The sequence below is a fragment of the Desulfonatronum thiodismutans genome (genome assembly GCF_000717475.1).
GTDB classification, from domain to species: Bacteria; Desulfobacterota; Desulfovibrionia; order Desulfovibrionales; family Desulfonatronaceae; genus Desulfonatronum; species Desulfonatronum thiodismutans.
The window spans coordinates 1-25,952 of sequence record NZ_JPIK01000024.1 but is presented as its reverse complement, the minus strand read 5'-3'; the positions used below and the strand labels follow the sequence as shown (position 1 = coordinate 25,952).

Here is a 25,952-nt window from a genome sequence, read left to right as displayed (position 1 = left end):
CCGCAAGACGGTCTGCACGGGTGTGGAGATGTTCCGCAAGCTGCTGGACCAGGGCCAGGCCGGCGACAACATCGGCGCGCTCTTGCGCGGCGTGAAGCGCGAGGACGTGGAACGCGGGCAGGTTTTGGCCGCACCCAAGTCCATCACCCCGCACCGCAGATTCGTGGCCGAGGTATACGTCTTGTCCAAGGAAGAAGGCGGTCGTCACACTCCGTTCTTCAGCGGGTATCGTCCGCAGTTCTATTTTCGGACCACGGACATCACCGGCGTGGTGACCCTGGCGGAGGGCGTGGAAATGGTCATGCCCGGGGACAACGCGACCTTCAACGTGGAGTTGATCGCCCCCATTGCCATGGAACTGGGCGTGCGCTTCGCCATCCGTGAAGGCGGCCGGACCGTCGGTGCCGGCGTCATCTCCGAAATCGTCGAATAGGGTATGACCATGAACAGCGATCGCATCAGGATCAAACTTAAGGCCTTTGACTACAGAATCTTGGACAAGGCCGTGGCCGAGATCGTCGACACGGCGCGGAACACTGGAGCCGGACTTGCCGGGCCGATTCCCATTCCGACTAATATCCACAAGTATACCGTGAATAGGTCCGTGCACGTGGATAAGAAGTCTCGGGAACAGTTCGAGGTCCGGGTTCACAAACGACTCCTGGACATTCTGGAGCCGACGCAACAAACCGTGGACGCTTTGGGGAAACTGAATCTTCCCGCAGGCGTCGACGTGGAAATCAAGTTATAACGGGGGCAAGTCATGTCGAATACACTGGGAATCCTTGGCCGAAAGCTGGGAATGAGCCGAATTTTCGGGAGCGACGGAATGGTCATCCCGGTAACGGTGATCCAGGCCGGGCCGTGCCCCATTGTCCAGGTCAAGGAACGCGCGAGGGACGGGTATTCCGCTTTGCAGATCGGTTATGAGGAATCCCGACCCAATAAGTTGAACAAGCCGCTGAGAGGCCATTTGGACAAGTCTGGCAGTGGTTATTATCGGCACCTGCGCGAATTTCGTCTCGAATCCGTTGACGGATTCGAGGTTGGACAGGCTCTGGGGTTGGAGATGTTCACGCCTGGTGAAAAGGTTAAGATCACCGGCAACTCCAAAGGCAAAGGTTTTGCCGGCGTTGTGAAGCGCTGGGGGTTTCGCGGTGGATCAGCATCTCACGGCGCGGAAAAAATTCATCGCAACGCGGGATCCATTGGGTGCAACACCAAGCCCGGGCGCGTCATCAAAGGAAAGAAGATGGCCGGCCATATGGGAGACCGCAAGACTTCATACAAGAATATTGAGGTCGTGGCCGTCCGTGCGGGGGACAATTTACTGCTGGTTAAAGGGCAGATCCCCGGGCCGAAGAACGGGCTTGTGATTGTCAGAAAGCAACAGGCGTAAAGAAGAAAAGGTGGATGAAATGGCTGTGGTCGATATTTTTAATCAGCAGCGACAGGTTGTGGGTGAATTGACGCTGGATCCCGACGTTTTCGAGGTTGAAGCGCGCCCAGAGATTCTCCATTTGGTGGTAAGGTCGCATTTGGCCGCGAGGCGCTCTGGAACCGTTGGCGTAAAGACCAGGTCCACTATTCGCGGTGGCGGAAAAAAGCCCTGGCGACAAAAAGGAACAGGCAGGGCGCGCGCTGGCTCGAATCGGTCGCCTCTGTGGCGTTCCGGCGCGGTCACTCATGGCCCCACGGCCAGAGATTACTCTTTCAAGGTCAATAAAAAGGTTCAAAAGTTGGCCATGCGAATGGCCCTTTCCGCTCGACTGGCCGACAAGAATCTGACCGTGGTCGACAACATTGGTCTTGAAGAAATCAAAACCAAGACGTTTAATCAGTTCGTGCAGCTGTTTGATATGCCGAAGGCCTTGATTGTTCTTTCGGAAGTGGATAACAAGCTTACGCTTTCCTCCCGGAACATTCCCGGAGTCTCCGTAAGGACCGCTGACGGCGTCAACGTCTATGAGGTGTTGCGTCACCCGCGGCTGATGGTTTCCGCCGCTGCCGTCGAGTCACTTCTGAAAAGGTTGAAATAACCATGAACTACACGCAAATTTTGCTACGGCCGCATGTTTCCGAAAAGGCGACGTTGATCAAAAGCGCGGCCAACCAAGTAGTCTTTCAGGTCCATCCTTCCGCCAACAAGATTGAAGTCAAGAAAGCGGTTCAGGATGCCTTTGACGTGAAGGTCAGCAAGGTCAACATCGCGCGAAAAAAGACGCTCACCCAACGCAAGGCCAATCGTCGGCTCGTTCGCGACACCGGTTTCCGGAAAGCTTATGTGACCCTTGCCGAAGGCGAGAAAATCGATTTCTTTGAAGGGGTCTAACCAATGTCTATACGTAAGCTCAAGCCGACTTCTCCTGGAACGCGTTTTCAATCCGTATCGGAGTTCGGTGAGATCAATCGCGGCAAGCCTGAAAAGTCGTTAACAAAAGGACGCGCCAAAAAAAGCGGACGAAACAATCTTGGGCGGATTACTTCCCGGCGAAGAGGTTCCGGTCATAAAAGGCGTTTTCGGGTCATCGATTTCAAGCGAGATAAATTTGATGTTCAGGCTAAAGTGGCTTTCATTGAGTACGACCCGAACCGTAGCGCACGCATTGCCCTGCTGCATTATGCCGATGGTGAGAAGCGCTATATTTTAGCCCCTGACGGGGTTAAAATCGGGGATACCATCGTCGCCGGCAACGAGGCTGATATCTTCCCGGGTAACGCTATGTACTTGTCGAGAATTCCCGTTGGAACGATCATCCATAACGTGGAGATGACTCCGGGCAAGGGAGGCCAGCTTTGCCGCAGCGCAGGGACCTACGCGCAACTCGTGGCTAAGGAAGAAAAGTATGCCTTGCTTCGCCTTCCTTCAGGTGAAGTGCGTAAAATTCTGGCAACCTGTCGGGCGACCGTGGGGCAGGTCGGCAACACGGACCACGAACAGGTTTCCATCGGAAAAGCCGGACGAAATCGCTGGCTTGGTCGACGACCCAAGGTTCGGGGCGTGGCCATGAACCCGGTCGACCATCCGTTGGGCGGCGGTGAAGGCAAGAGTTCCGGTGGCCGGCATCCCTGTACGCCCTGGGGAAAACCGACCAAGGGCTATAAGACCCGCAATCGCCGGAAGCCGTCGTCGAAGCTTATTGTCAAACGTCGCGGCCAGAAATAGGAGTCTCGGATATGCCACGATCAGTAAAAAAAGGTCCTTTTGTCGACGGGCATGTGCTCAAAAAAGTGACCAAAGCCAATGAAATGAATGATCGGAAAGTGATCAAGACATGGTCACGACGTTCTACGATTGTTCCCGAGATGGTGGGACTTACTTTTGCCGTACATAACGGCAAGAAGTTCATCCCCGTCTTTGTTACGGAAAACATGGTTGGTCATAAGCTTGGTGAGTTTTCACCCACCAGGACCTTTCATGCCCACGCCGGTGGCAAAAAGAGCGCTGTAAAAGGCAAAAAGTAGTTCTGGAGGCTTGTGATCATGGAAGCTAAATCCGTAGCGCGGTTCGTGCGCATCTCCTCACAGAAGGCTCGGCTGGTTGCCGCCAATGTTCGGGGAAAGAATGTCGAGGAAGCACGAAAAATTTTGAAGTTCACTCCGAAAAAGGCCGCCGCCGTGTTGGACAAGGTATTGCATTCCGCCATCGCGAATGCGGAACAGCTCGGGGGTGTGGACGTGGATACCTTATACGTCAAAAACATCATTATTAATGATGGTCCTTCATGGAAACGTATTCGTCCACGGGCCATGGGACGCGCCTATAGGGTCCTGAAACGGACAAGTCATATCACTGTCATTGTTGAGGAAGCGTAGGAGGATAAAGAATTGGGCCAAAAGACGCATCCCATTGGGTTCCGGCTTGGGTATACCAAGAATTGGCAGTCCAGGTGGTTCAGCAAAAAGGATTACGCCGCGTTCGTGCATGAAGATCGCCGTATTCGTATTTTCTTGAAAAAGACCTTATACCATGCTGGTATTTCTAAAATTGAAATTGAAAGAGCCGCAAGTAAGATCAGGCTGATTCTGTTTACCGCGCGCCCTGGTATCGTAATTGGGCGAAAGGGCGTTGAAATCGAGAACTTGCGGGCAACCTTGAAGAAGAAGTTTCAAAAGGACTTTGCCTTGGAAGTCATTGAAATCCGTCGACCGGAGACCGATGCGCAGCTAGTCGCTGAAAACGTTGCATTGCAGCTGGAGCGAAGAGTGGCTTTTCGTCGTGCCATGAAGCGGACCGTTGGATTGGCGAGAAAATTCGGTGCCGAAGGGATCAAGATCAATGTCGCCGGTAGACTGGGCGGCGCTGAAATCGCCCGGAGCGAATGGAATCGTGACGGTCGCGTTCCGTTGCACACCTTGCGGGCCGACATTGATTATGGGCAAGCCATCGCAAAGACCACGTACGGCGTGATCGGCGTGAAGGTTTGGATTTTTAAAGGTGAGATTCTCGACGAGGTGATTCAGTAATGTTGAGTCCCAAAAAAGTTAAATTCCGAAAGCAGCAGAAGAACCGCATCAAGGGCTCGGCCCTGCGCGGCAGCTTGGTGGTTTTCGGCGATATCGGGCTGAAGGCTTTGGAGCCCGGAAAGTTGACCAACCAACAGATCGAGTCCGCCCGTATTGCCATGATGCGGCATATCAAGCGTGGTGGAAAAGTCTGGATCCGGGTTTTCCCCGACAAACCCATTACCGCCAAGCCTGCTGAAACGCGTCAGGGGAAAGGTAAAGGTGCTCCTGTCGGCTGGTGCGCACCTGTCCGTCGCGGTCGAGTTTTGTACGAAATCAAAGGGGTTAGCCTGGAGCTTGCTTCCGAGGCTCTGCGACGAGCTTCCTATAAGTTGCCCATCAAGACCAGTATTGTGTTGCGGGAGGCCTAAGTCATGAAATCTAAAGAACTTCGCGAACTCTCCAGCACGGAACTCAATGAAAAGCTTCTTGAATTTCGAAAAGAACTGTTCAACCTGCGCTTTCAGCATAAAACGGCTCAGTTGGAGAACACGCAACGGTTGCCTTTCGTACGGAAGACCGTGGCCAGAATACTGACGGTATTGTCTGAGCAAAACGCTGGAGCAAAATCATGAACGCTGAGTTGAAACAGAAGACCAAACGAACGGAAGTCGGCGTCGTTCTCAGCAACAAGGCTGAGAAAACCATCGTCGTCTCGGTGAACAAACTGGAAAAGCATCCTCTGTTCAAGAAGTACATCCGACGACGGAAAAAAATGATGGCGCATGATGAACTTAATCAATGCAATATCGGCGACACCGTCGAAATTATTGAAAGCCGACCCTTGAGTAAGCGCAAGTGCTGGCAACTTAAACAAGTACTGCAAAAGGCTGTCTAAGAGGCTATTATGATCCAGGTTCAATCTATGCTCGACGTCGCCGACAACTCTGGCGCTAAGAAGGTTTTCTGTGTCAAAGTACTCGGCGGGAGTCATCGCAGATACGCATCCATTGGCGATATTATCGTCGTTTCCGTCAAGGAAGCCATGCCTCACTCAAAGGTTAAAAAGGGCGAGGTGATGCGAGCCGTCATCGTCCGGACCAAAAAGGAAGTCAACCGACCGGACGGATCCTTCATCCGGTTCGACAACAACTCAGCCGTACTTCTGAACAAGCAGAACGAGCCCGTGGGAACGCGTATTTTCGGGCCGGTCGCTCGGGAGTTGCGATCCAAGAATTTCATGAAAATCGTCTCCTTGGCTCCTGAAGTACTGTAGGTAAGTATCATGAAAAATCGAAAGATCCATAAAAACGACAAGGTCATGATCATGGTGGGAAAGGAAAAGGGAAAGATCGGCAAGGTCTTGAAACTTTTTCCTAAAACAGAACGTATTCTTGTTGAGGGCGTAAATAAGGTCAAACGGCATTCCAAGGGCAATCCGTACAAAGGGGAAGCCGGCGGGATCAAGGAAAAGGAAAATCCTTTGCACTTGTCCAACGTCACGCTTGTTTGTGATAACTGCGCCAAACCCACCAGGGTTGGGTACAAGTTCATTGACGAAGACAAAAAAGTGCGTTTTTGTAAAAAGTGTAACGAAATTATTGCGTAAGGTGCGTCATGTCTAGGCTGCAGGAAATATACAAGAGCAAGGTCGCCCCGGAACTGATGAAGGATTTCGGGTACTCCTCTCCGATGGAGATTCCTAAAATCCAATGCATCAGCCTGAACATCGGCCTTGGTGAAGCTTCTCAAAACAATAAGCTGATCGAAGACGCCGTTTCGGAGCTGACCCAGATCGCAGGGCAGAAGGCCGTTATTACCAGGGCAAAAAAATCCATCGCAGCTTACAAGCTGCGTGAAGGAATGCCGGTCGGTTGCCGCGTCACCTTGCGTCGGGAGCGCATGTGGGACTTTTTGGATAAGTTGGTGTCCTTCTCCTTGCCTCGCGTCCGCGACTTCCGCGGTATTCCTGATCGCGGCTTTGACGGGCGAGGGAACTTCACCATGGGTATCAAGGAACATACCATATTTCCCGAGATCAACATGGATCGAGTCGACAGGGTTAAGGGTATGAACATCACCATCGTGACCACTGCTTCCACCGACAAGGAAGGCAAGGCCCTTCTGCAGTTGTTGGGCATGCCATTTAAAAAATAACGCAAGGAGGATGCTTTGGCTCGCACCGCTCTTAAAATCAAGGCCGCAAGAAAACCAAAATTTTCGACTCGCGCCTATAATCGCTGCCCCTTGTGCGGCCGGTCTCGTGCTTTTTTACGGCATTTTGGAATTTGTCGCATCTGCTTTCGCAATATGTCCCTGGCAGGAGAATTGCCCGGGGTAAGAAAATCTAGTTGGTAAACGAGGTCTGCCCATGTTGCTTAATGATCCCATAGCGGACATGCTTACGCGAATTCGGAACGCCCAAAAGGCCCTGCACAAAGATGTCCACTTCCCCGCGTCTCGGATGACGGAGTCCATTGCCGCTATCCTCAAAGATCATGGTTTTGTTTCAGATGTAGCTCGTGAGGAGCGTAATATCCGCGTTGTCCTCAAATATCTCTCTTCAAAGGGAGCTATTTCCGGATCTCGACGGCTGAGCAAGCCCGGTCTTCGAATTTACGTCGGAGCGAAGGAAATACCCGCCGTTCAAAACGGTCTCGGCATTGCCATCCTTTCCACGCCCAAGGGTGTTTTGGAAGGACGGGCCGCCAGGTCCGAAAATGTCGGCGGTGAACTGCTCTGTGAAGTTTGGTAAGGAGAAGCGATAATGTCACGCATTGGTAAGAATCCGGTTCCGGTGCCCAAGGGCGTCGAGGTCCGTGTCCACAAGGACGTGATCGAAATCAAGGGGCCCAAGGGAGAGTTGAGAACTCCGACCCACTCCAAGATTACGTATGAGTTGAAGGATGATGCCGTGCATCTGAGTCGAGTTGACGATTCTCGGGTCGCCCGAGAGCAGTTCGGTTTGCGGCGAACTCTTCTGGCCAATTCCGTACGTGGAGTGACCGAAGGCTTTCAAAAAATTCTCGAAGTTATCGGCGTCGGTTATAAAGTCGCTGTTGATGGCCCTAAAATCACCCTGAACGTTGGTTTTTCTCATCCAGTCGAGTACAATCTGCCGCAAGGCATGTCCGCCAAGGTCGAGGGAAACAAGCTGACCTTGCAGGGAATCGACAAAGAGCAGGTCGGCGAAGTGGCCGCGCAAATACGTCGTTTCCGCCCGCCTGAGCCGTTCAAAGGCAAGGGTATAAAATACTCAGATGAAGTGATTCGGCGTAAGGCCGGCAAAACAGGTAAAAAGTAGGATTGGTTCATGAAATACACTAAAAATCAAGCCAGAATGCGTCGTAGGCAGCGTATTCGGAAAAAAATTAGTGGTAATGCCCTGTGTCCTCGCTTGGTCGTATTTCGGTCCAACGCATACATCTATGCGCAATTGGTCGATGACGACAATGGCCATACCCTTGCTTCATCTTCATCCTTCATTCTGTCAAAGGACGGCGGCGCGAACGGTTTCACGCGTGACGTGGCCATGCAGGTCGGGAAGGACTTGGCGAGCAAGGCCAAGGAAAAGGATATCCACCAGGCCGTATTTGATCGTGGCGGCTACATCTATCACGGGAAGATCAAGGCTCTTGCCGATGGCGCTCGTGAGGGCGGACTTAAATTCTAATGGGGACCTTCATGGAACAGACGCAGTTAGGGTTCATAGAGAAAATCGTATATCTGAATCGTGTGGCCAAAGTCGTCAAAGGCGGTCGTCGATTCAGCTTTAGTGCTCTTGTCGTGGTCGGCAACGGCAAGGATTCCGTCGGCTATGGCCTCGGCAAGGCCAACGAGGTTCCTGAAGCGATCCGCAAAGCCACGGAAAGAGCGCGGAAGACCATGCAAAAGATCAATCTTGTCGACGGTACCGTCCCGTATAAAGTCGAAGGACAGTACGGAGCCGGGCGCGTGGTTTTAAAGCCTGCGTCCAAGGGGACGGGAATTATAGCCGGTGGTCCGGTTCGAGCCGTAATGGAAGCCGTCGGCGTTAGCGATATCTTGACGAAGGCCATTGGGACCAATAACCCCCATAACGTGCTCAAAGCCACCGTGCAGGGACTTGTTTCCCTCCGTTCCGCGGAACAGGTGAGCGCCTTGCGTGGACAGAGCGTCAGTCTGACTCGTTAGGTCGGTTTTCTACGATATCGCCTCCATTTCAAGCACGTAATTGCGCGTTAAAATTTGTACGCGCGTACACTGGAAGGACAATATGCAATTACATGATCTCTATCCGTTTTATGAAGAGCGCAAAAACAGAAAGCGAGTTGGACGAGGGTCCGGCAGCGGCTGGGGATGCACTTCCGGCAAGGGAAACAAGGGACAAAAGTCCCGGAGCGGGGGAACCAAGGCTCCCGGTTTTGAAGGCGGTCAGATGCCTCTACAACGGAGGCTCCCTAAGGGAGGATTTAAAAATCCCTTTCGAACGGAATACGCTGTCGTCAATTTGGATCGGTTGTTGGAATTTTTTCCGCAAACCGAGCATATTTCACTGGAAGCCATTTATGCCGCTGGATTCGGCAAGAGAGGTCTGCCGATCAAGATTCTGGCCAGGGGCGATATTTCGTCCGCCGTTCAGGTAGAGGCACATCGATTCAGCAAACAGGCCATTGAGAAGATTTCCAGAGCCGGTGGCCAAGCCGTTGCCATGGAAGGCGAACAGAGTGCAACAAACAACCAGTAAATCCGGTGGTCTCGCGGAATTAAAACGCAAGATCCTGTTTACGTTTATGCTTTTGGCGACATGCCGGATCGGGGTTCATATCCCGGTTCCCGGGGTCGATTCCAGGGCCATGGCGGATTTTTTCGCCAGCATGCAGGGAACACTGTTCGGAATGTTCGACATGTTCGCTGGCGGTGGCCTCAGCAATCTGTCCATTTTCGCCTTAGGCATCATGCCTTATATCTCCGCATCGATCATCATCCAGTTGTTGACGGTGGTCAGTCCGGAGTTGAAGCGTCTCAAGGAAGAAGGTGCCTCCGGACGCAAGAAGATAACGCAGTACACACGGTATGGAACGGTAATGATCGCTGCTGTTCAAGGCCTGGGCATCGCCATCGGGATCGAGAACATGACCAGTCCTGGTGGGGCCGCTGTGGTCCTGGATCCAGGCTGGGCCTTCCGCCTGACTACGATTATTACTATGGTGTCAGGGACCGTTCTTTTGATGTGGATTGGTGAACAGATCACCGAATACGGCATCGGCAACGGAATCTCATTGATCATTTTTGCCGGTATCGTTGCTCAATTGCCGGGAGCCATCATCAATACGTTTCGGTTGATGAGCGCAGGCCAAATTTCTCTGTTCGTCGCCTTACTCCTGGCCTTGCTTGTTGCAGGCGTTTTGGTCTTCATCGTATTCATGGAACGCGGGCAACGCAGAATACCTATCCAGTATGCCAAGCGAATGCTTGGCCGGAAAATGTACGGTGGGCAGACAACGCATTTGCCGTTGAAGATCAATACCGCGGGAGTCATCCCACCGATCTTCGCGTCTTCCATGTTGATGTTCCCAGCTACTTTAGCTTCTTTTTCCCAGTCTGAGATTTTGAACAGAGTCTCCATGATGTTTGATCCCGCGACGATTCTTTATAATACTGTATTTGTCGCGTTGATTATTTTCTTTTGTTATTTTTATACGGCAATAATTTTTGATCCTAAGGATATTGCCGAAAATATTCGGAAACAAGGCGGCTTCATTCCGGGTATTCGCCCTGGTTTGAAAACACGAGAATACATTGACACTGTTCTCAGTCGGATTACCCTCTGGGGCTCGTTGTACATTTCCGCCATATGCGTCCTGCCGATGTTGCTCATTTCACAGTTCAACGTTCCATTTTATTTTGGTGGAACGGGCGTGTTGATCACTGTTGTCGTCGCCATGGACACCATGAGCAAGGTCGATTCGTATCTCATTACCCATCAGTATGAAGGACTGATGCAGAAAACACGGATCAAAGGCAGGCGGTAGGTGTGAAGAAATATCTGGGCATCTATTTGAAAAATGAGAAAGAGATCAACATCCTCCGCGAGGCGAATCGGATCGTTTCCATTATTCTGGATGCATTGCAGGAAAGCGTCAGGCCCGGCGTCAAAACCATTGATCTTGAAGAGACTGCCCTTACATGGTGCTCTCGGTTCAATGTGAAGCCTGCGTTCAAAGGGTATCGTGGTTTTCCATACGCAATTTGCTGTTCGGTAAATGAACAAGTCGTTCACGGATTTCCTTCTGATAGGATTCTTCAGGAAGGCGACATCGTCAGCATTGACTTCGGAGTCATATACCAAGGCTTTTATGGTGACTCCGCGCGGACATTTCCCGTTGGAACCATTTCAAACAGCACCCAGACCTTGCTTGATGTTACTCGAGATGCTCTGGATATCGGAATTCAATCGGCTGTTGTCGGTAATCAGCTCTATGACATATCCCGCGCCATTCAACGTTATGTCGAAGATCATGGTTGTTCCGTGGTCAAGCGATTCGTTGGGCACGGCATCGGCAGAAGCCTTCACGAGAAACCAGAGATTCCAAACTTCATTCCGCAACGGTATTCCGACATACCGTTGAAGACAGGCATGGTACTGGCTATTGAGCCCATGGTCACCGCAGGCAAGGATGAAGTTGAGATTCTGTCCGATCGTTGGACGGCTGTGACCAAAGACAATAGCCTCGCAGCTCATTTTGAGCATACTATCGCCCTGACTTCGAATGGTCCTGAGATATTGAGCAGAAGCTACGCTGAATATGGTCAAGGAAGAAGTCATTGAGATGGTTGGCGCGACTTAGGAGACTTCGCCCAAGCAGATTGGTCAATGAACATCAGGTATTGGCGCAGATGTCCAAAAAAATGAGGATGCGTTTCATCCGGTTCTTGATCAATGACAAGGTGCGAATGAACATGTCTCCACATGATCTCAATAGAGATCGGATCACTTATCGATTGAAATAACCGTTGGAGTATCAAATGAAAGTCAAACCGTCCGTGAAGAAAGTTTGCGACAAGTGTCAAATCATTCGCCGCAATGGAATTTTACGGGTTATTTGCGAAAACCCCCGTCACAAGCAACGTCAAGGATAATGGAGGAAAACCGTGGCACGAATCGCTGGGGTTGATTTGCCCAAGAACAAGCGAATGGATATCGCTCTGACCTATATCTACGGAATTGGTCGAGCGACTGCTTTGAAGGTCCTGGATGCGACGAGCATCGCTTGGACGAAAAAGACCGACGACTTGAGCGCGGACGAGATCAACGACATTCGTAAGGAAATTGAATCGACCTATAAAGTCGAAGGTGATCTGCGTCGTGACGTGACCAGCAACATAAAGCGTCTGATGGACATTGGTTGCTACAGAGGTTTGCGGCACCGAAAAGGCTTACCGGTACGCGGCCAGAGTACTCACGCCAACGCTCGAACGCGCAAGGGGCCACGACGGTCCATCGTCGGGAAGCGGAAAAAGTAGTCGACGATTTTAAAGGCTGTTGATCGATATTTAATCAGGAACATACAGGGACAGGAGCAAGACAAGATATGGCAAGACCTGCTCGTAAAGCCGGCAAGCGGAAAGAGAAGAAGAATATTCCAGTGGGAGTCGCTCACATCCAGGCCAGCTTTAACAACACCATCATTTCCTTTACCGACCAGAGAGGAAACGTCGTCAGCTGGGCCAGTTCCGGAATGGCCGGCTTCAAGGGATCACGTAAAAGCACCCCCTTTGCCGCGCAATTGGCTGCGGAATCCGCCGCTCGCAAAGCGCAGGAACAAGGCATGCGTACTGTCGGCGTTTTGGTCAAAGGGCCGGGTTCCGGCCGAGAAGCCGCCATGCGGGCCATTAACAAGGTCGGCTTTCAGGTGACCTATATCCGTGACATCACGCCGATTCCGCACAATGGTTGCCGTCCGCCCAAACGCAGAAGAGTCTAATTCAGGAGAGGGGAGGTAGGAGATTTTGGCCAGATATACTGAAGCAAAATGCCGATTGTGTCGTCGGGAAGGCGCAAAGCTTTTTTTGAAAGGTGATCGCTGTTTCACAGACAAATGTGCCTATGAGCGGCGTTCATACGCACCCGGGGAACATGGTCGCGCACGCAAGAAGTTTAGTGACTATGCATTGCAGTTGCGGGAAAAGCAGAAGTTACGCCGTACTTTCGGAATTCTCGAGCGTCCTTTCCGGAATTATTTTTTCAAGGCCGACAAACAGCGGGGAGTAACTGGAACCAACTTGTTGGTATTGTTGGAAACACGCTTGGATAACGTCATCTATCGCATGGGATACGCAAACTCTCGCGACCAGGCTAGACAGCTGATCCGTCATGGTCATTTCACGCTGAACGGCCATAAAGTGAACATCCCCTCCTTACGAATGCGCATTGGAGACGAGATCGTTGTCAAAGAGGCGAGTCGCAAGATTCCCGTGATTCAGGAAGCCCAGCAGGTCATCGCTCGTCGCGGAACTCCCGCTTGGTTGGAAGTCGACGGCACTCAGCACAAAGGCAAACTCGTCGCTGTTCCGACTCGCGAAGATATATCTTTTCAGATCAACGAACAGCTCATCGTTGAGTTGTATTCAAAATAATCTTTGCAGGTGCATAGAATGTTCATTCGTAAAGGCGACAAGCTCCTCAACACCCGAAATTGGACGGAGTTGGTCAAGCCCGACCAGCTTATCAAAGATAAGCGCTCCACCAATACCTACGGCAAATTTGTCTGTGAGCCGTTAGAAAGAGGGTTTGGGACAACCATTGGCAACGCTCTGCGTCGCGTTCTGCTGTCATCCATGCAGGGGGCGGCCATCGTCGCCGTACGCATCGAGGGCGTCCAGCATGAATTTTCGACAATTCCAGGTGTCCTGGAGGATGTTACGGATATTGTGCTCAACCTGAAGCAGGTCCGCTTAGCCATGACCACTGATGAGCCGCAACGTCTCCATCTCACTGCGAACTCGAAAGGCGCTGTCACTGCCGCCGCCATCCAGGAAAATCAGCGGGTCAAGGTTTACAATACGGATCAGCTTATTGCCACGTTGACGGATGACATCGACTTCCGCTTGGAACTTGAAGTTCGGATGGGTAAAGGGTATCTTCCGGCTGAAATGCATGAAGGGTTGGACGAGGAGATCGGTTTGATCGCGTTGGACGCGAATTTCTCTCCCATACTCAAGGCTGCCTATTCCGTGGAACAAGCGCGTGTCGGCCAGATGACCAACTATGATAAGTTGGTCATGGAAGTCTGGACTGACGGATCTTTGCGTCCCGATGACGCCATCGCCTATTCCGCTAAGATTCTCAAAGACCAGCTCTCCGTATTCATCGCCTTTGACGACAGCGAGGATGAACAGGGAACCACAGACGCCGCGGACCAAAATATCGATCCGCTTTTGTTCAAGTCCATTGAGGATCTTGAGCTTTCCGTAAGGGCTACCAACTGCTTGAAGAGTGCCGGCATTGCTATTTTCGGGGAGTTGGTTCAGAAAACGGAAAATGAAATTTTGGAAACGCGAAATTTCGGGAGAAAGTCTTTGGAAGAAATTCGGCGGGTGGTTAATAAAATGGGCTTTGATTTTGGGACCGATGTTCCCAACTTTGAAGAGAAATATCAGGAATGGCTGAAGAAGGAAGATACTCATGAGACACAGGAAGAGCGGTAGAAAGTTCAACCGGACCCCGGCCCACCGAAAAGCCATGTTTCGGAACATGGCCAGCGCGTTGATCCAGCATGGCCGTATTCAAACCACTGAAGCCAAGGCCAAGGAACTCCGCGGCGTGGTTGAAAAACTCGTGACCAAGGCAAAACGTAATGATCTGCATTCCAGACGGCTTGTGTACAAGGTCTTAGGAGACCATGCGTTGGTTAAACGCCTCTTCGACGAGGTTGCTCCCTTATACCAGGACATCCCCGGGGGATATACGCGCGTATTGAAGCTTGGAGCTCCACGCCCGGGTGATTGTGCGCCATTGGCTTTAATCGAATTTACGAAGCATCAGGTTGTAACTCCGCAAACCGAGACTGGAGTCGTTGCAACGACTATTGCTCAACAAAGTACGGCTCCACTGAGTCCTGCATCCGAGGAACCCTCTTCGGCTTCTCGTGAAAAGTCCACTGAATGAACCGTCGGTATGAATGATAAAGGCAGAGCAATTGCTCTGCCTTTTTTTTTGATTTAGTCGATAGTTAAAAGCTATTGCTTGGATCGTGAATATGGATATGCGTCAATTACGTGCCTTTGCCAAGGTCTATGAACGCAGGAGTTTTTCACGGGCTGCGGAAGATCTGGCTTTGTCCCAACCAACCATTAGCGCGCACGTGGCTACTTTGGAGCAGTCCATCCAGGTTTCGTTGTTTGATCGCTTGGGGCGCAGTATTTTACCGACCCAGGCCGCTGATATTCTTTATGGCCACTGCGCGTCCATCTTCGCCTCCCTGGACCGAGCCGAGTCCGAGATTCGTCTGCTGTCCAACGACGTGTCCGGCGAGTTGAAGCTGGGAGGAAGCACTATTCCCGCGAACTACCTGTTTCCCGAGTTACTCAGCCGTTTTTCGCGAAGATATCCCAATGTGCGCATCTCGGTGACCGAAGGCGATTCATTGGACATCCTGGACTTGATTTCTCGGGGTGAGCTTTGCGTCGGCGTGGTCGGCGCCAAGGATCAATCTTCAGAACTGGAATTTCAGACCTTGGTGGACGACTCGCTTGTGGTCTTGGCGGCGCCGAGTTTTTTATCCGGTCGGCGTCCCCCCTTTAGCGTTGAATCCATAGTCAAAATGCCTTGGGTCGTGCGCCAGCCCGGATCAGGAACGCGACTTGCCGTGGAGCAAGCACTGGAAAAAGCAGGTTGTTCGCCAAACGAACTGAACGTGGTGAGCGTCGTGGACGGTACGGAAGCCTTGTTACGTTTCGTGCGGTGCGGCATGGGAATTTCCGTCAGCTCCCGGCTGGCCGCACGGGAATACCTTCAGCGCGGGGAATTGACCATCGTCAGTATTCCGGAACTGCACTTTGAGCGTAGTTTTTTCGTCGTCCATCATCCCATGCGCCACCAGTTTCCCGTCGTACGGTTTTTTTTGGAATTCGTTACCGAATCAGCTGAAACGTTTGATCAAACCGAGGAAATCCAGCATCATGACGAAGGGGACGTCTTCGAGTTGGTGCACCCCTCTGTCGACTGCTTTATTCCTTCATCAACAAGGTTGAGATAATGATTGATCGAGATGCATACGCTCTGGTTCGCGGCGTCAGTGCCGCCGGTTGAGCTTCAAAAATATCTCCAGGGGACCTGGAGAGCATTTTGGGGGGCCTCGCCATTCGTTCAGACGAGCGCCTACTTTCAGGAACAGCACATGCCGAGGACGCCGCGATACTGCGATTTCCACCGAATATGGCGCTGGTCCAGACCGTGGATTTCTTCACGCCCATTGTCAATAATCCTTATTGGTTCGGGCAAATAGCCGCGGCCAATTCTCTTTCCGACGTCTATGCCATGGGGGGGACTCCGTGGTGCGCCATGAACATTGTTTGTTTTCCAATCAAAAAGCTTTCCAAAGAAATCCTTAAGGAAATTCTGCGCGGCGGGTTGGACAAGATTCAAGAAGCTGGTGCCGTGTTGGCCGGTGGTCACAGCGTCGAAGATCAGGAGGTTAAATACGGTTTGGCAGTAACCGGCTTCGTTGCTCCGGAAGGCTACGCTACCAATGGCGGACTGCGTCACGGCGATCAGCTGATCCTGACCAAGCCGTTGGGCTCCGGCGTATTAGCCACGGGATTGAAGGCCGAACTGCCCGGCGCGGAAGAGTTGGAAAAGCTTCTGTATCACTGGGCCGGGCGGCTGAACCGAGTAGGTGGGGAAGTCATCGCCAAGCTGGGATTGAAAGGTGCCACGGACGTGACCGGATTCGGCCTGGGCGGTCACCTGTTGGAAATGGCCCATGCCTCGGATGTGCGGATTATCCTGGATGCCGAAAGCGTCCCAGTTCTCGAACAGGCTATGGAACTGATCGCCATGGGCATGCTCCCGGCCGGGAGCTTCGCCAACAAAAAGCATTGCGCTCGACAGGTGGAGGTCAAGTCCGACGTGGACGCCTTGCGCGTGGACATGATCTTTGACGCCCAGACTTCCGGCGGCTTGGTGTTGGGGGTTGCCGAAGCCCTCGTGCCTGAGGTTCAAAGACTGCTTCGAGAGGGCGGAGAGCTGTGCGAGGTTATTGGTCGGGTCGTTCCGCATCAGCTCGGGGAATCACGAATGGAGATCGTGTAGTTGCTCGGTCGCTGGAACGACGAATCAAACGCCGTTCATTCCGCACGAGTTCAGTAGATCCGTATTCGTCGGTCCTTCACGGCAGTCCCTGCAGCGGCCGAACAGGAACACTTCGTGGTCCTCCAGTTCAAACCCTTCCGGAACCATGCGGTTCAGGTCGGCGGGACATTCGTGTACTTCGAAGACGCGGGAACAAACACGGCACTGAAAAAAATGATGGTGTGAACGACGCGCGTCTTCGTATCTGGGGATTTCTCCTGGAATGCCGATTTGTAAAATCGCGCCCTGTTTAAGCATGTTTCGAACGGTCCGATAGACCGTAGCAATTCCTAAGCCTGGCGAATAGTGTGAGGCTTCCCGGTGAATCTCCGGGATGGTCAGTGGTCCCATGGCCTTGCCAAGGACCGATTGAATAGCATGACGTTGTTGCGTTTTTCTCATCATTACCGGCCTTTTGCGGTCGCTCTCTCCATCTTCTCTCGTACCATGAGCCCGAAAGGTTATCAATTAACTCTCAACAAGGCTATTTGCTTGCCATCAGCCCTGATGATACCGCAATATCAATATCATCGAAAGGCTGGGGACGAGAGGCATACCGCATTGGGTATGGTAACCAGGAGGATGTGAATATGCGGAATTTGAATTTTAAGATGGGGATTGCTCTGTTCGCGATGTTGTTCGTGACGCTGGGCGCGACTTCGGTCCAGGCACAGCCGTTTGAAGTGTTTGTGAGCATCGCGCCGCAAAAGTACTTCGTGGAACGCGTCGGCGGTCAGCTTGTAAATGTGTCCGTCATGGTCCCGCCGGGAGCCAGCCCGCATGTTTACGAGCCCAAACCGGATCAGATGCGCACCTTGGCCCAGGCCAAGTTATATTTTGCCTTGGGGGTGGAGTTCGAGAAAAATCTTTTGCCCAAGATAGGCGCGCTTCACCCTGAACTGCGGACCGTGCATACGGATGCAGGCATCGATAAACTCCCCATGATCCCCCACCATCACCACAATGATCACGGGCGCGGCGACCATGATCATGGCCACGGTCACGACCATGGAGAGAACCACTTTCACGGACACGAACATGCTCACGGAGAGAGCCACGATCATGCGCATGACCAGGAGCATGGCCTTGCTTACAATCACAGTCATGGCCACGACCACCACCATCACGGAGGACTGGACACCCACGTCTGGCTTTCGCCGGATTTGGTCCGTATCCAGGCTCGGCACATCCTCGAGGCCTTGACGGACCTCGACGGCGAGCATGCCTCGGCATATGTAGCCAACTTCAAGGCGTTCATGGCGGACCTGGACGCCCTGGACGTGGACATTCGCCATACCCTGGCTGGAAAGCAGGGATCGGCGTTCATGGTCTTTCATCCTGCCTGGGGATACTTTGCCCGCCATTACGGACTGGAGCAGATTCCGGTGGAATTGGAGGGCAAGGAGCCCAAGGCTCAGGATCTGCAACAACTGATTCAACGGGCCAAGGCAGAGAGAGTTCGCGTTGTCTTCATCTCCCCGCAGTTCTCCACCCGTAGCGCGGAAACCATCGCTTCGGCTATCGAAGGACAGACCATCGCCATCAACCCGTTGGCCGAAAATTGGATGGAGAACATGCGTACCGTGGCCGAAAAGTTCAAGCAAGCGATGCAGTAACGGAGTTGTTTCATGTCCCCCCCTGTCGTGCATGCCCAGGGCGTGTGTTTCGCCTATGATGGACACCTCGTCCTTGAAGACGTGGAACTCCATGTGCGCCGGGGGGACTTTCTGGCCGTGTTGGGGCCTAACGGCGGAGGCAAGACTACGCTGCTGAAAGTCTTGCTGGGCATCCTGAAGCCTCGCAGGGGCGTAGTCTCCGTGCTCGGCGCGGCCCCTGGGAAAATGCCCCGCAAGGTGGGGTACGTTCCGCAGCACACCAATGTTCACATGCAGTTCCCTGTTACGGTTGAAGATGTGGTGTTGCTCGGTCGATTGCCTCATCGTGCCTTTTGGCGTGGTTTCGAGGCGGAAGACCGGGAAGCAACGCGCCAAGCCCTGAAGCGGGTTGGCATGTGGGATTTTCGTGGTCGGCGCATCGGTCGGCTTTCCGGCGGTCAGCGGCAACGGGTCTTTATCGCCAGGGCACTTGCCAACGAACCGGAGCTCCTCTTCCTGGACGAACCCACGGCCAGCGTGGACCGGGATTTTCAGACGGCGCTCTACGATTTGCTCAAGGAATTGAACGTGTTCATGACCGTCATCGTGGTCAGCCACGACCTTTCCATTCTCTCCAGCTATGCCACGTCCGTGGCCTGCGTGAATAAGACGTTGTTTTACCACGACCGGGCCGAGTTCACTCAGACAATGCTTGAATCCGCCTATCACTGTCCCGTGGAACTGGTTACCCACGGGCCGCTCCCCCACCGGGTGCTCAAGGAACATCGCTGCTCATGACGCCGGATTTCCTCCAGTACGAATTCATGCGCAACGCCTTGGCGGCCTGTTTGCTGATCAGCGTCTGTTGCGGGGTGATGGGGTCCCTGGTGGTGGTCAACCGTTTGGTTTTTCTGTCCGGCGGGATTGCTCACGCCTCTTATGGCGGGGTGGGCGCGGCAATCTATCTAGGGGCTTCGCCCTACCTTGGGGCCGCGTTGTGCGCGTTGCTGGCTTCCTTGGTCATGGGCGGGGTCAGCTTAAGGGCCAAGCATCGTAGCGACTCTTCCATCGGCGTGATCTGGGCCGTGGGCATGGCTGTGGGGATCCTCCTGGTGGACATGACCCCCGGGTATAACGTGGATCTGATGAGTTACCTGTTTGGCAGCATTTTGTTGGTACCCGCTACCAGCCTGTGGCTGATGGCCGCGTTGAATCTGATGGTGCTGGGCTGGGTGCGGCTTTTTTATCACGACCTGTTGGCCATGTCCTACGACGAGGAACACGCCCGTGTCATGGGCGTCCCGGTGCGTGGCTTGTATTTCAGCCTTCTGGCCCTGGCCGCGTTGACCGTGGTTACGGTCATCCAGGCCGTGGGCTTAATCCTGGTCATCGCATTGTTGACCATTCCGGCCGTGATGGCGGAAGGGTTCGCAAAGTCGCTGGGAACCATGATGGCTTGGTCCGTGCTGCTGAGCATTGTGTTCTGCGTGAGCGGACTGCTTCTAGCCTACTATCTGAATCTGACCGCTGGCGCGGCCATCGTCCTGGTGGCCGCCGGAGGGTTCTTTCTGTCACGGTTTTGGGGAAAGGTGCGAGGAGCGTAGGGGCAACCCCCCGTGGTTGCCCTTTTCCATGCGTTTTCCCAAGGTCGCGAATCAAGGGCTAGCACGAGGGCCTGCCCCTACTCCACCGTCACGCTTTTGGCCAAATTGCGGGGCTGGTCCACGTCCTTTCCCAGGTAGACGGCCATTTCGTATGCGAACAACTGCAAGGCCGGCAGGGCCAGGAAGCTGTTCAGAGGGCCGTAAACCTGAGGGACCTCCCAGGCGTGATCCACGGTCAGCTCGAACCCGGACTGGCACAAGGCGATGACCCGGCCGTTGCGGGCCTGGACTTCAACCAGATTGGAAACGACCTTGGGCAGCAGGGCGTCGTTCAGGGCCAGGGCGAAGGTGGGGAATTCCGGCTCGATCAGGGCGATGGGGCCGTGCTTCATCTCTCCGGCTGCGTAGCCCTCGGCGTGGATGTAAGAGATTTCCTTGAGTTTTAAAGCCCCTTCCAAGGCCAGCGGGTAGGCCGGCCCCCGTCCGAGGTAGAAAAAGCTGTTTGCCGTGCTATATTCCGAGGCCAGTTCCTGGGCTGTGCCGCGCAGGCGGGGCAGTTCTGCCTCCAAAACTTGAGGCAGGCCGAGCAGCCCGGTGATGATCGATGTCTCCACTTCCCGAGCCAGCGTTCCCTTGCGTCGCCCCCAGTACAGGGCCAGCAAGGTCAACAAAACAAGCTGGCTGCACATGGCCTTGGTGGAGGCCACGCTGATTTCCGGCCCAGCCTGGGTGTAAATCACGCCGTCCGCCTCCCGGGTCACGCTGGAACCCAGCACGTTGCACAGTCCGAGCACAGGCACGCCGTGTTCCTTGGCCAAGCGCATCCCGGCCAAGGTATCCGCGGTTTCTCCGGACTGACTGATGGCCAGGACGAGATCGTCCGGCATGAAGAGCGGGTTGCGATATCTGAATTCCGAGGCGATTTCCACGCGAACCGGTATTTTCGCCCAGGATTCCAGTAAGTGCTGACCCCACAGCCCGGCATGGTAGGACGTGCCGCAGGCCACGATCTGGATCTGGGCCGGGACGGGCAGGGATTCCAGCTCCGGCAAGGTAACGGACAGGGCTTTGCCGTCCACGCGTCCGGCCAGACAATTGGCGATCACCGCGGGCTGCTCGAAGATTTCTTTGAGCATGAAGTGGCGGTAGCCGCCTTTTTGCGCGGCCTGGAAGTCCCAGGTGATATGGTGGACCTTCTTCTCCAGAGGCTCCAGGGTGGCGGCGTCGAAGACCTGCCAGGAAAACGGCTCCAGTTCCACCAGTTCGCCGTCTTCCAAAAAGACGACGTCCCGTGTGTAGCCCAGAAACGCCGGGATGTCCGAGGCCACGAAGTTTTCCCCAACGCCCACACCCAGCAACAGCGGGCTGGATTTACGGGCCGCCCATATTTTATTCGGCTCGTCAAGGTTGAGCAGGGCCGCGGCATAGGTGCCTTCAACTTGAGCAAGCGCTTTGCTGAACGCCTCGCGTAGGGTGATGTCGGAAGTCCATAGCTCGGCGATAAGCTGAACCAGCACTTCGGAGTCCGTATCCGAGAAAAACGTGCGCCCTTTGTCTTTAAGCCTTTTCCGAAGGGGCTGGTAGTTCTCGATGATTCCGTTGTGCACTAGGGCCAGGCGACCTCCTGGGTCACGATGGGGATGGGCGTTGCGTTCCACGGGCAAGCCGTGGGTCGCCCATCGGGTATGGCCCAGAGCCGTAGTGGCATGAAACATGTCCTGGCCGTTGAGGCGGGTTTCCAGCTCGCACAGCTTGCCCTCGGCCCGAATGACGTGCAGCTCGTCGTGCTGTGCAAAGGTCACCCCCGCGGAATCGTAGCCGCGGTACTCCAGACGCTTCAGTCCTTCCACGATGATGGGCACGGCCGGCCTGTGCCCCGCATAACCGATGATTCCGCACATGATGGACCTCGTGACGTTTGCTGGTGAAGGGGAGGCGATCCGGCCCTGGAACGTATGACCGGAACACGTTTCTAAAGTCAGTAACCCTTAGCGCTTGAACCGTGAAAAGTCACCCGGAACGATACGAGGCCACAGCCCTCGCCTAAAAACGTTCGGCGTCTTTGCGGTCTTGCTCCAGGCATCGGGCTCATGTAGGTATGGGCAGTTCGGCGATGTGGCTCCGGCGTATGGTCGTCGGACTGGCCCCACCCATATCGCTGCTGATCATTTCCTACCGTTTTTTTCAGAGCCATCCGAAGTACTATTCAGACCTCGCATAGGCATTCATCAAAGTAAAACGCTTAATTGGATGGAAGGAGAACCGCATGGCCGGAAAGTGGGCGGAACAATTTCGCGTTGCGACCTACTCCATATCCTGGAACCTGCTCCTGATCACCATGGGGGCCTTAATCGTTGCTTTCGGAGTCAAGGCCATCGTTGTTCCTCAGGAATTCATCAGTGGTGGCGTGACCGGGGTCGGCTTGATTCTGAGCTACGTATTTGGGGTGTTTCCACCCGGGGTATGGCTCCTGATCCTGAACATCCCGATTTTCATCCTCGGTTGGCTCTGCGTCAGCAAGCGGTTTTTCTTCTACAGCCTGTACGGCATGCTGCTGCTCAGCCTAGGCCTTGATACTCTCCCATGGACCCTGACCATTGAGGACACTCTGCTGGCCGCCCTGACGGCCGGAGCCATCATGGGAGCCGGTTCGGGCATCGCCCTGCGGTCTTTGGGATCTCTGGGTGGGCTGGACGTCATCTCAGTCTACTTGAGCCAACGCTTTAATCTCGGGATCGGAAAATTTTCCTTCGGCTTCAACTTGGTCTTGTTCTCCGGCAGCCTGTTCTTCATCGGCCTGGAGCATGTGCTTTACTCGGTGTTTCTGGTTTTCGTCCATGCCATGGTCATGGACTACTTCCTGGGCATGTTCAACCAGCGTAAAATGGTGTTGGTGGTCTCGGAAAAGCCCGACGAACTGGCTAAAGCCATTTTGACCACCATCAACCGGGGTTCGACCTTTTTGTACGGTCGCGGTGCCTACACCGGCAAACGAAAGAAAATTCTTTTGACCGTGGTCACCAGCCTGCAGCTCAAACGCCTGGAGGAAATCATCTTCACCATTGACCCCAAGGCCTTCACCATCGAGGAAAATACCCTGAACGTGATTGGTCAGGGCTTTTCCCGGCGCAAGGTCTACTGAGAGTATCCCCCTTGTATAAAGCCGTTCAGCGCTGCTGCGTATTCATCCCCCCCCCGAAGTGACTGCATGAGGACAACGCAGGCATGACCCGCTGCTACGACAGTGCCGACACGGCGAAAATGCTCGCCCTTTTGCCTCAGTCCCATGGCGTGATGTATGCCTGCTTTGGGCTATAGGCGGAGGGAACAGAGGATGCGTATGCGAAGCGAACGACCAAGACATCGAGGAGCGGTGACCAAGCCGACCATCGCCCTGCTTACGGATTTTGGGCTGGACGATCCATACGTGGGACAGATGAAGGGCGTGTTGGCGGGGCTCGCTCCAGAGGCAGTGGTTGTAGACGTCAGCCACCAGGTTCGGCCCTTTGACGTAATGCAGGGGGCCTTTTATTTGGCGGCAAGTTGGCGGTTTTTTCCGGAAGGCAGCGTGCTGGTGGGCGTGGTGGACCCGGGAGTGGGGACCGAGCGTCGTCTGGTGATCGGTAAACGGGAGGGCCGCTTTTTTCTGGGACCGGATAATGGTCTGTTGGCCCTGGTATTCGGGCCTGAATCCGGGGATGTGAGCGGAGCGCGGGCCTGGGAGTTGACCATGCCGCCCGCCTCGGGCGCGCGTTCCAACACCTTTCATGGCCGGGACATCCTGGCCCCGGCTGCGGCCCGGCTGGCCCTGGGCGCTGATCCGCTCCGACTGGGCCGGCCTCTGGACCCAGAGGCCCTGCACCGTCCGGTCTGGGCCGCGCCGGAGCAGCGTGGCCGGGAGATCGCGGCGCATGTGCTGCATGTGGACCGCTTCGGCAACTGCCTGCTCAACCTGCCGGAAAGTCTTTTGCCCGAAGCGGGGATGGGGCGAGTAGAACTGCTTGCGCCTTTGCTTCAGCCGCTGGTTCCGGTGCGGACCTACGCCCAGATTCCAGAGGGCGGAGTCGGAATGCTGGTCGGGAGTCAGGGCTATTGGGAGTTGGCGGTTAACCAGGGCAACGCCGCCGCCGTGCTCGGGCTCGCGCCGGGAATGCGGATCGTGTTGGAGTGTTCGGGGACTGCTTTTCCGCCTCACATATCGTAAATTGTCTCGTCCCGGGCCGGTGCGCGCAGGGCGCGGCGCAGCTTTTTGGCACCGGTGGGGCTGAAGTCCATGTTTTCGAACATGTCCCCCATTTCCGCTTCGACCTGTTCGGGGTCTTCCCCGGCTTCCATCCTGGCCAGAGCCTCCTCCATGCCCTCCCCGAAGTTCATGCCCGTGACGTCGCAGAGCTTGCGCATCAACTGGGCCGCCTGACGCGGATCATCCTCGTCCATGCCTTCGGCTTCCCGGGCCATCATGGCCATGGCCCGCTCGAGCTTGGCCTCGTCCAGGCCGGAAAGGTCCGGCATCCCGTCCATGCCGTCCTCGCTATCCCCGGTGTCCGGGCGATTCTTGGAAATGGCGAACACGGAAACCTGCCGCTCCAACTCCGGACGTCCGCACTTGGGACAGTCTGGCCGCTTTTCCGTGTTGATCCGCGGGGAAAAGAAGTTGTAGATGGTATGGCAGTCCTGGCAGTAGAATTCGTAAAGGGGCATCGTTACTCCATGGTATCCTGTTCAAATCCCCTCGCCATCGCTGAACAACTGCGAGCTGGGACGTTGTTGGATCAGGCGGGAACCCGGGGGGACGCTGTCCGTGACCCAGACGTTGCCGCCGATGACCGAGCCTTTGCCGATGGTCACCCGGCCCAGGATGGTCGCGCCGGAGTAGATGATCACGTCGTCTTCCAGGACCGGGTGGCGAGGCAGGCCCTTGATGATCTGGCCGTTGGCGTCCTTGGGGAAGCTTTTCGCGCCCAGGGTTACGCCCTGGTAAAGCCGGACGTTGTTCCCGATGATGCTGGTCTCGCCGATCACCGTACCCGTGCCGTGGTCGATGAAGAAATGGTTGCCGATCTCCGCGCCGGGATGGATGTCGATGCCGGTTTTGGAGTGGGCCATTTCGCAGATGATCCGGGGGATCATGTCCACGCCCAGGTGGTAGAGTTCATGAGCGATGCGGTAGTGGGTCAGGGCCATGATGCTGGGATAGCTGAAGATGATCTCCCCCGGCGTCTTGGCCGCGGGATCCCCGGCCAGAGCGGCCTGAACGTCCGTGGCCAGCAGGCCGCGGATCTTGGGCAGGGTGGTGATGAATTTTGTGGCCAGGTCCACGGCCAAGTCCTGGCAGTCCCCGCAGTCCTCTTCCTCGTTGACCCGGCACAGGAAACAGTATCCGCGCCTGATCTGTTCGGTGACCAGCCGGTAGACCCGGTCCAGTCCGGCCCCGATGTGGTAGCTCAAGGACTCCGGGGTGACCTCGGAGTCACCGTAGTAACCGGGAAAAAGGACGGCCCGCAGTCGCTCCATGATTTCCGTGATCGCCGGTACCGAAGGCATGGGCTGGTCGTGGACCGGCGCGCGGCAGACGTCCTTGCAGGAGTCCGGTTCGCAGAGGCGGCGAACCACGTCCTTGAGCGGGGCGATGTTCAGTTCCATCATATCTGGGGTATTCATGTAATTACTCGGCGGTAATGGTTTTCATTCGGTGTCGGAATCGGGATCGGGATCGGATTCAGGTTATAGGCGCATAACTCAACTTTAGGGGTTTCTGTTACAGTCTGACTAAATGTCAATATGTTGAAAATTAAGAGGGTTTTTGCTTGAAAGATCCTTTCTCACTGTTTAGAATGTAACTTCTTCACGGTAATAATACAAAATAGGAGAAAGGATCAAATGCAAATTAACTATTTTCAATTCGACGGTCAAGACGAAAAACAGTATTACAATCGGCTCAAAAAGGTTTGCTCTGAATTCAATTTGGCAACA

At 54.4% G+C, this 25,952-nt stretch carries 41 protein-coding genes; 37 read left to right on the top strand and 4 right to left on the bottom strand.

The annotated features are described in order from the left end of the window. From GY33_RS0117305 to selD, 32 genes are all read left to right on the top strand, one after another. Positions 1-433 (top strand): EF-Tu C-terminal domain-related protein (locus GY33_RS0117305; protein ID WP_031387632.1); only part of this gene is annotated, 433 nt, incomplete at its 5' end. Between the two features lie 3 nt (positions 434-436). Continuing rightward, positions 437-751, top strand: coding sequence for a 30S ribosomal protein S10 (gene rpsJ, locus GY33_RS0117300; protein ID WP_031388529.1), 315 nt, complete (start codon positions 437-439; stop codon positions 749-751). A gap of 12 nt (positions 752-763) precedes the next feature. Next, positions 764-1,399 (top strand): 50S ribosomal protein L3, encoded by a 636-nt coding sequence (gene rplC / locus GY33_RS0117295; protein WP_031388528.1) that lies wholly within the window; start codon positions 764-766, stop codon positions 1,397-1,399. Between the two features lie 19 nt (positions 1,400-1,418). Beyond that, the gene (gene rplD, locus GY33_RS0117290) at positions 1,419-2,039 is read left to right on the top strand and encodes a 50S ribosomal protein L4 (protein ID WP_031388527.1); all 621 of its coding nucleotides are present in this window, start codon (positions 1,419-1,421) and stop codon (positions 2,037-2,039) included. Positions 2,040-2,041: 2 nt separating this feature from the next. Then, positions 2,042-2,332, top strand: coding sequence for a 50S ribosomal protein L23 (gene rplW / locus GY33_RS0117285; RefSeq protein ID WP_031388526.1), 291 nt, complete (start codon positions 2,042-2,044; stop codon positions 2,330-2,332). A 3-nt stretch (positions 2,333-2,335) separates the two neighbouring features. Further along, on the top strand, positions 2,336-3,166 hold the full coding sequence (rplB, locus tag GY33_RS0117280; protein WP_031388525.1) for a 50S ribosomal protein L2: 831 nt from the start codon (positions 2,336-2,338) through the stop codon (positions 3,164-3,166). 11 nt (positions 3,167-3,177) lie between these two features. Continuing rightward, on the top strand, positions 3,178-3,465 hold the full coding sequence (gene rpsS / locus GY33_RS0117275) for a 30S ribosomal protein S19 (RefSeq protein WP_031388524.1): 288 nt from the start codon (positions 3,178-3,180) through the stop codon (positions 3,463-3,465). A gap of 18 nt (positions 3,466-3,483) precedes the next feature. Beyond that, complete coding sequence (rplV, locus tag GY33_RS0117270) at positions 3,484-3,816, top strand: 50S ribosomal protein L22 (protein WP_031388523.1); 333 nt, start codon at positions 3,484-3,486, stop codon at positions 3,814-3,816. Positions 3,817-3,828: 12 nt separating this feature from the next. Continuing rightward, entirely contained in the window at positions 3,829-4,467 is a 639-nt protein-coding gene (rpsC, locus tag GY33_RS0117265; RefSeq protein WP_031388522.1) for a 30S ribosomal protein S3, read from the top strand. Next, the gene (rplP, locus tag GY33_RS0117260) at positions 4,467-4,877 is read left to right on the top strand and encodes a 50S ribosomal protein L16 (RefSeq protein WP_028570876.1); all 411 of its coding nucleotides are present in this window, start codon (positions 4,467-4,469) and stop codon (positions 4,875-4,877) included. Before rpsC ends, rplP begins: the two co-directional genes overlap by 1 nt. 3 nt (positions 4,878-4,880) lie before the next feature. Further along, positions 4,881-5,081 carry a 50S ribosomal protein L29 gene (gene rpmC / locus GY33_RS0117255; protein ID WP_031388521.1) on the top strand — a complete coding sequence of 67 codons (201 nt, stop codon included), beginning with the start codon at positions 4,881-4,883 and terminating at the stop codon, positions 5,079-5,081. Beyond that, positions 5,078-5,344: a 30S ribosomal protein S17 gene (gene rpsQ, locus GY33_RS0117250; protein ID WP_031388520.1), complete on the top strand. Its 267-nt coding sequence runs from the start codon at positions 5,078-5,080 to the stop codon at positions 5,342-5,344. The genes rpmC and rpsQ overlap by 4 nt, the downstream gene beginning before the upstream one ends. Positions 5,345-5,353: 9 nt before the next feature. Next, positions 5,354-5,722 (top strand): 50S ribosomal protein L14, encoded by a 369-nt coding sequence (gene rplN / locus GY33_RS0117245; RefSeq protein WP_031388519.1) that lies wholly within the window; start codon positions 5,354-5,356, stop codon positions 5,720-5,722. 9 nt (positions 5,723-5,731) lie between these two features. After that, positions 5,732-6,055 (top strand): 50S ribosomal protein L24, encoded by a 324-nt coding sequence (rplX, locus tag GY33_RS0117240; protein WP_031388518.1) that lies wholly within the window; start codon positions 5,732-5,734, stop codon positions 6,053-6,055. 8 nt (positions 6,056-6,063) lie between these two features. Next, positions 6,064-6,603, top strand: coding sequence for a 50S ribosomal protein L5 (gene rplE, locus GY33_RS0117235; RefSeq protein ID WP_031388517.1), 540 nt, complete (start codon positions 6,064-6,066; stop codon positions 6,601-6,603). A gap of 15 nt (positions 6,604-6,618) precedes the next feature. After that, entirely contained in the window at positions 6,619-6,804 is a 186-nt protein-coding gene (locus GY33_RS20745; RefSeq protein ID WP_084031769.1) for a type Z 30S ribosomal protein S14, read from the top strand. A gap of 16 nt (positions 6,805-6,820) precedes the next feature. Beyond that, positions 6,821-7,201 (top strand): 30S ribosomal protein S8, encoded by a 381-nt coding sequence (gene rpsH / locus GY33_RS0117230; RefSeq protein ID WP_200874889.1) that lies wholly within the window; start codon positions 6,821-6,823, stop codon positions 7,199-7,201. Positions 7,202-7,213: 12 nt separating this feature from the next. After that, positions 7,214-7,750 carry a 50S ribosomal protein L6 gene (rplF, locus tag GY33_RS0117225; protein WP_031388515.1) on the top strand — a complete coding sequence of 179 codons (537 nt, stop codon included), beginning with the start codon at positions 7,214-7,216 and terminating at the stop codon, positions 7,748-7,750. Between the two features lie 9 nt (positions 7,751-7,759). Next, positions 7,760-8,119, top strand: coding sequence for a 50S ribosomal protein L18 (rplR, locus tag GY33_RS0117220; RefSeq protein WP_031388514.1), 360 nt, complete (start codon positions 7,760-7,762; stop codon positions 8,117-8,119). An 11-nt stretch (positions 8,120-8,130) separates the two neighbouring features. Then, the gene (gene rpsE / locus GY33_RS0117215) at positions 8,131-8,619 is read left to right on the top strand and encodes a 30S ribosomal protein S5 (RefSeq protein WP_031388513.1); all 489 of its coding nucleotides are present in this window, start codon (positions 8,131-8,133) and stop codon (positions 8,617-8,619) included. 82 nt (positions 8,620-8,701) lie between these two features. Further along, entirely contained in the window at positions 8,702-9,172 is a 471-nt protein-coding gene (rplO, locus tag GY33_RS0117210) for a 50S ribosomal protein L15 (protein ID WP_031388512.1), read from the top strand. Further along, complete coding sequence (secY, locus tag GY33_RS0117205; RefSeq protein ID WP_031388511.1) at positions 9,153-10,460, top strand: preprotein translocase subunit SecY; 1,308 nt, start codon at positions 9,153-9,155, stop codon at positions 10,458-10,460. The genes rplO and secY overlap by 20 nt, the downstream gene beginning before the upstream one ends. Before the next feature lie 2 nt (positions 10,461-10,462). Beyond that, positions 10,463-11,257 (top strand): type I methionyl aminopeptidase, encoded by a 795-nt coding sequence (gene map / locus GY33_RS0117200; RefSeq protein WP_031388510.1) that lies wholly within the window; start codon positions 10,463-10,465, stop codon positions 11,255-11,257. Beyond that, a complete protein-coding gene (locus GY33_RS20740) occupies positions 11,254-11,439 on the top strand; it encodes a S1 domain-containing protein (RefSeq protein WP_407637402.1) in 186 nt (61 codons plus the stop codon). The genes map and GY33_RS20740 overlap by 4 nt, the downstream gene beginning before the upstream one ends. Positions 11,440-11,454: 15 nt before the next feature. Continuing rightward, positions 11,455-11,568 (top strand): 50S ribosomal protein L36, encoded by a 114-nt coding sequence (gene rpmJ, locus GY33_RS20735; protein WP_084031770.1) that lies wholly within the window; start codon positions 11,455-11,457, stop codon positions 11,566-11,568. Between the two features lie 12 nt (positions 11,569-11,580). Further along, positions 11,581-11,952 (top strand): 30S ribosomal protein S13, encoded by a 372-nt coding sequence (rpsM, locus tag GY33_RS0117190; RefSeq protein WP_031388509.1) that lies wholly within the window; start codon positions 11,581-11,583, stop codon positions 11,950-11,952. A 68-nt stretch (positions 11,953-12,020) separates the two neighbouring features. After that, on the top strand, positions 12,021-12,413 hold the full coding sequence (rpsK, locus tag GY33_RS0117185) for a 30S ribosomal protein S11 (RefSeq protein WP_031388508.1): 393 nt from the start codon (positions 12,021-12,023) through the stop codon (positions 12,411-12,413). A gap of 25 nt (positions 12,414-12,438) precedes the next feature. Further along, positions 12,439-13,065 (top strand): 30S ribosomal protein S4, encoded by a 627-nt coding sequence (gene rpsD, locus GY33_RS0117180; RefSeq protein ID WP_031388507.1) that lies wholly within the window; start codon positions 12,439-12,441, stop codon positions 13,063-13,065. Between the two features lie 18 nt (positions 13,066-13,083). Then, positions 13,084-14,136, top strand: a complete 1,053-nt coding sequence (locus GY33_RS0117175; protein WP_031388506.1) for a DNA-directed RNA polymerase subunit alpha — start codon at positions 13,084-13,086, stop codon at positions 14,134-14,136. Further along, positions 14,114-14,596, top strand: a complete 483-nt coding sequence (gene rplQ / locus GY33_RS0117170) for a 50S ribosomal protein L17 (protein ID WP_084185320.1) — start codon at positions 14,114-14,116, stop codon at positions 14,594-14,596. The genes GY33_RS0117175 and rplQ overlap by 23 nt, the downstream gene beginning before the upstream one ends. A 91-nt stretch (positions 14,597-14,687) precedes the next feature. After that, on the top strand, positions 14,688-15,686 hold the full coding sequence (locus tag GY33_RS0117165) for a selenium metabolism-associated LysR family transcriptional regulator (RefSeq protein ID WP_051822788.1): 999 nt from the start codon (positions 14,688-14,690) through the stop codon (positions 15,684-15,686). Next, on the top strand, positions 15,686-16,741 hold the full coding sequence (gene selD, locus GY33_RS0117160) for a selenide, water dikinase SelD (protein ID WP_084185318.1): 1,056 nt from the start codon (positions 15,686-15,688) through the stop codon (positions 16,739-16,741). The genes GY33_RS0117165 and selD overlap by 1 nt, the downstream gene beginning before the upstream one ends. A 24-nt stretch (positions 16,742-16,765) precedes the next feature. Here the strand turns inward: selD and GY33_RS20730 are convergent, their stop codons facing one another. After that, complete coding sequence (locus tag GY33_RS20730; RefSeq protein ID WP_084185316.1) at positions 16,766-17,185, bottom strand: Fur family transcriptional regulator; 420 nt, start codon at positions 17,183-17,185, stop codon at positions 16,766-16,768. Between the two features lie 185 nt (positions 17,186-17,370). Here GY33_RS20730 and GY33_RS0117150 point away from each other — a divergent pair, with 185 nt between their 5' ends. The 3 genes from GY33_RS0117150 to GY33_RS0117140 are packed head-to-tail and all read left to right on the top strand — an operon-like array spanning position 17,371 to position 19,979. Beyond that, positions 17,371-18,396: a metal ABC transporter solute-binding protein, Zn/Mn family gene (locus GY33_RS0117150; protein ID WP_051822787.1), complete on the top strand. Its 1,026-nt coding sequence runs from the start codon at positions 17,371-17,373 to the stop codon at positions 18,394-18,396. 12 nt (positions 18,397-18,408) lie between these two features. Continuing rightward, positions 18,409-19,173, top strand: a complete 765-nt coding sequence (locus GY33_RS0117145; RefSeq protein WP_031388501.1) for a metal ABC transporter ATP-binding protein — start codon at positions 18,409-18,411, stop codon at positions 19,171-19,173. Further along, positions 19,170-19,979 (top strand): metal ABC transporter permease, encoded by an 810-nt coding sequence (locus GY33_RS0117140; RefSeq protein ID WP_031388500.1) that lies wholly within the window; start codon positions 19,170-19,172, stop codon positions 19,977-19,979. The genes GY33_RS0117145 and GY33_RS0117140 overlap by 4 nt, the downstream gene beginning before the upstream one ends. Positions 19,980-20,056: 77 nt before the next feature. Here the strand turns inward: GY33_RS0117140 and glmS are convergent, their stop codons facing one another. Then, a complete protein-coding gene (gene glmS, locus GY33_RS0117135; protein ID WP_031388499.1) occupies positions 20,057-21,880 on the bottom strand; it encodes a glutamine--fructose-6-phosphate transaminase (isomerizing) in 1,824 nt (607 codons plus the stop codon). A gap of 365 nt (positions 21,881-22,245) precedes the next feature. Between glmS and GY33_RS0117130 the strand changes: the two genes are divergently transcribed. Then, positions 22,246-23,121, top strand: a complete 876-nt coding sequence (locus tag GY33_RS0117130) for a YitT family protein (protein WP_031388498.1) — start codon at positions 22,246-22,248, stop codon at positions 23,119-23,121. A 192-nt stretch (positions 23,122-23,313) separates the two neighbouring features. After that, a complete protein-coding gene (locus tag GY33_RS0117125) occupies positions 23,314-24,183 on the top strand; it encodes an SAM hydrolase/SAM-dependent halogenase family protein (protein WP_235185554.1) in 870 nt (289 codons plus the stop codon). On the opposite strand, the gene GY33_RS0117120 is transcribed toward GY33_RS0117125, so the two are convergent. Both GY33_RS0117120 and epsC read right to left on the bottom strand, forming a co-directional pair. Next, positions 24,171-24,680 carry an FmdB family zinc ribbon protein gene (locus GY33_RS0117120; protein WP_031388496.1) on the bottom strand — a complete coding sequence of 170 codons (510 nt, stop codon included), beginning with the start codon at positions 24,678-24,680 and terminating at the stop codon, positions 24,171-24,173. The two genes, GY33_RS0117125 and GY33_RS0117120, sit on opposite strands and share 13 nt — an antisense overlap. Before the next feature lie 21 nt (positions 24,681-24,701). Next, a complete protein-coding gene (gene epsC / locus GY33_RS0117115; protein WP_152555242.1) occupies positions 24,702-25,640 on the bottom strand; it encodes a serine O-acetyltransferase EpsC in 939 nt (312 codons plus the stop codon). Between the last annotated feature and the right edge of the window lie 312 nt (positions 25,641-25,952).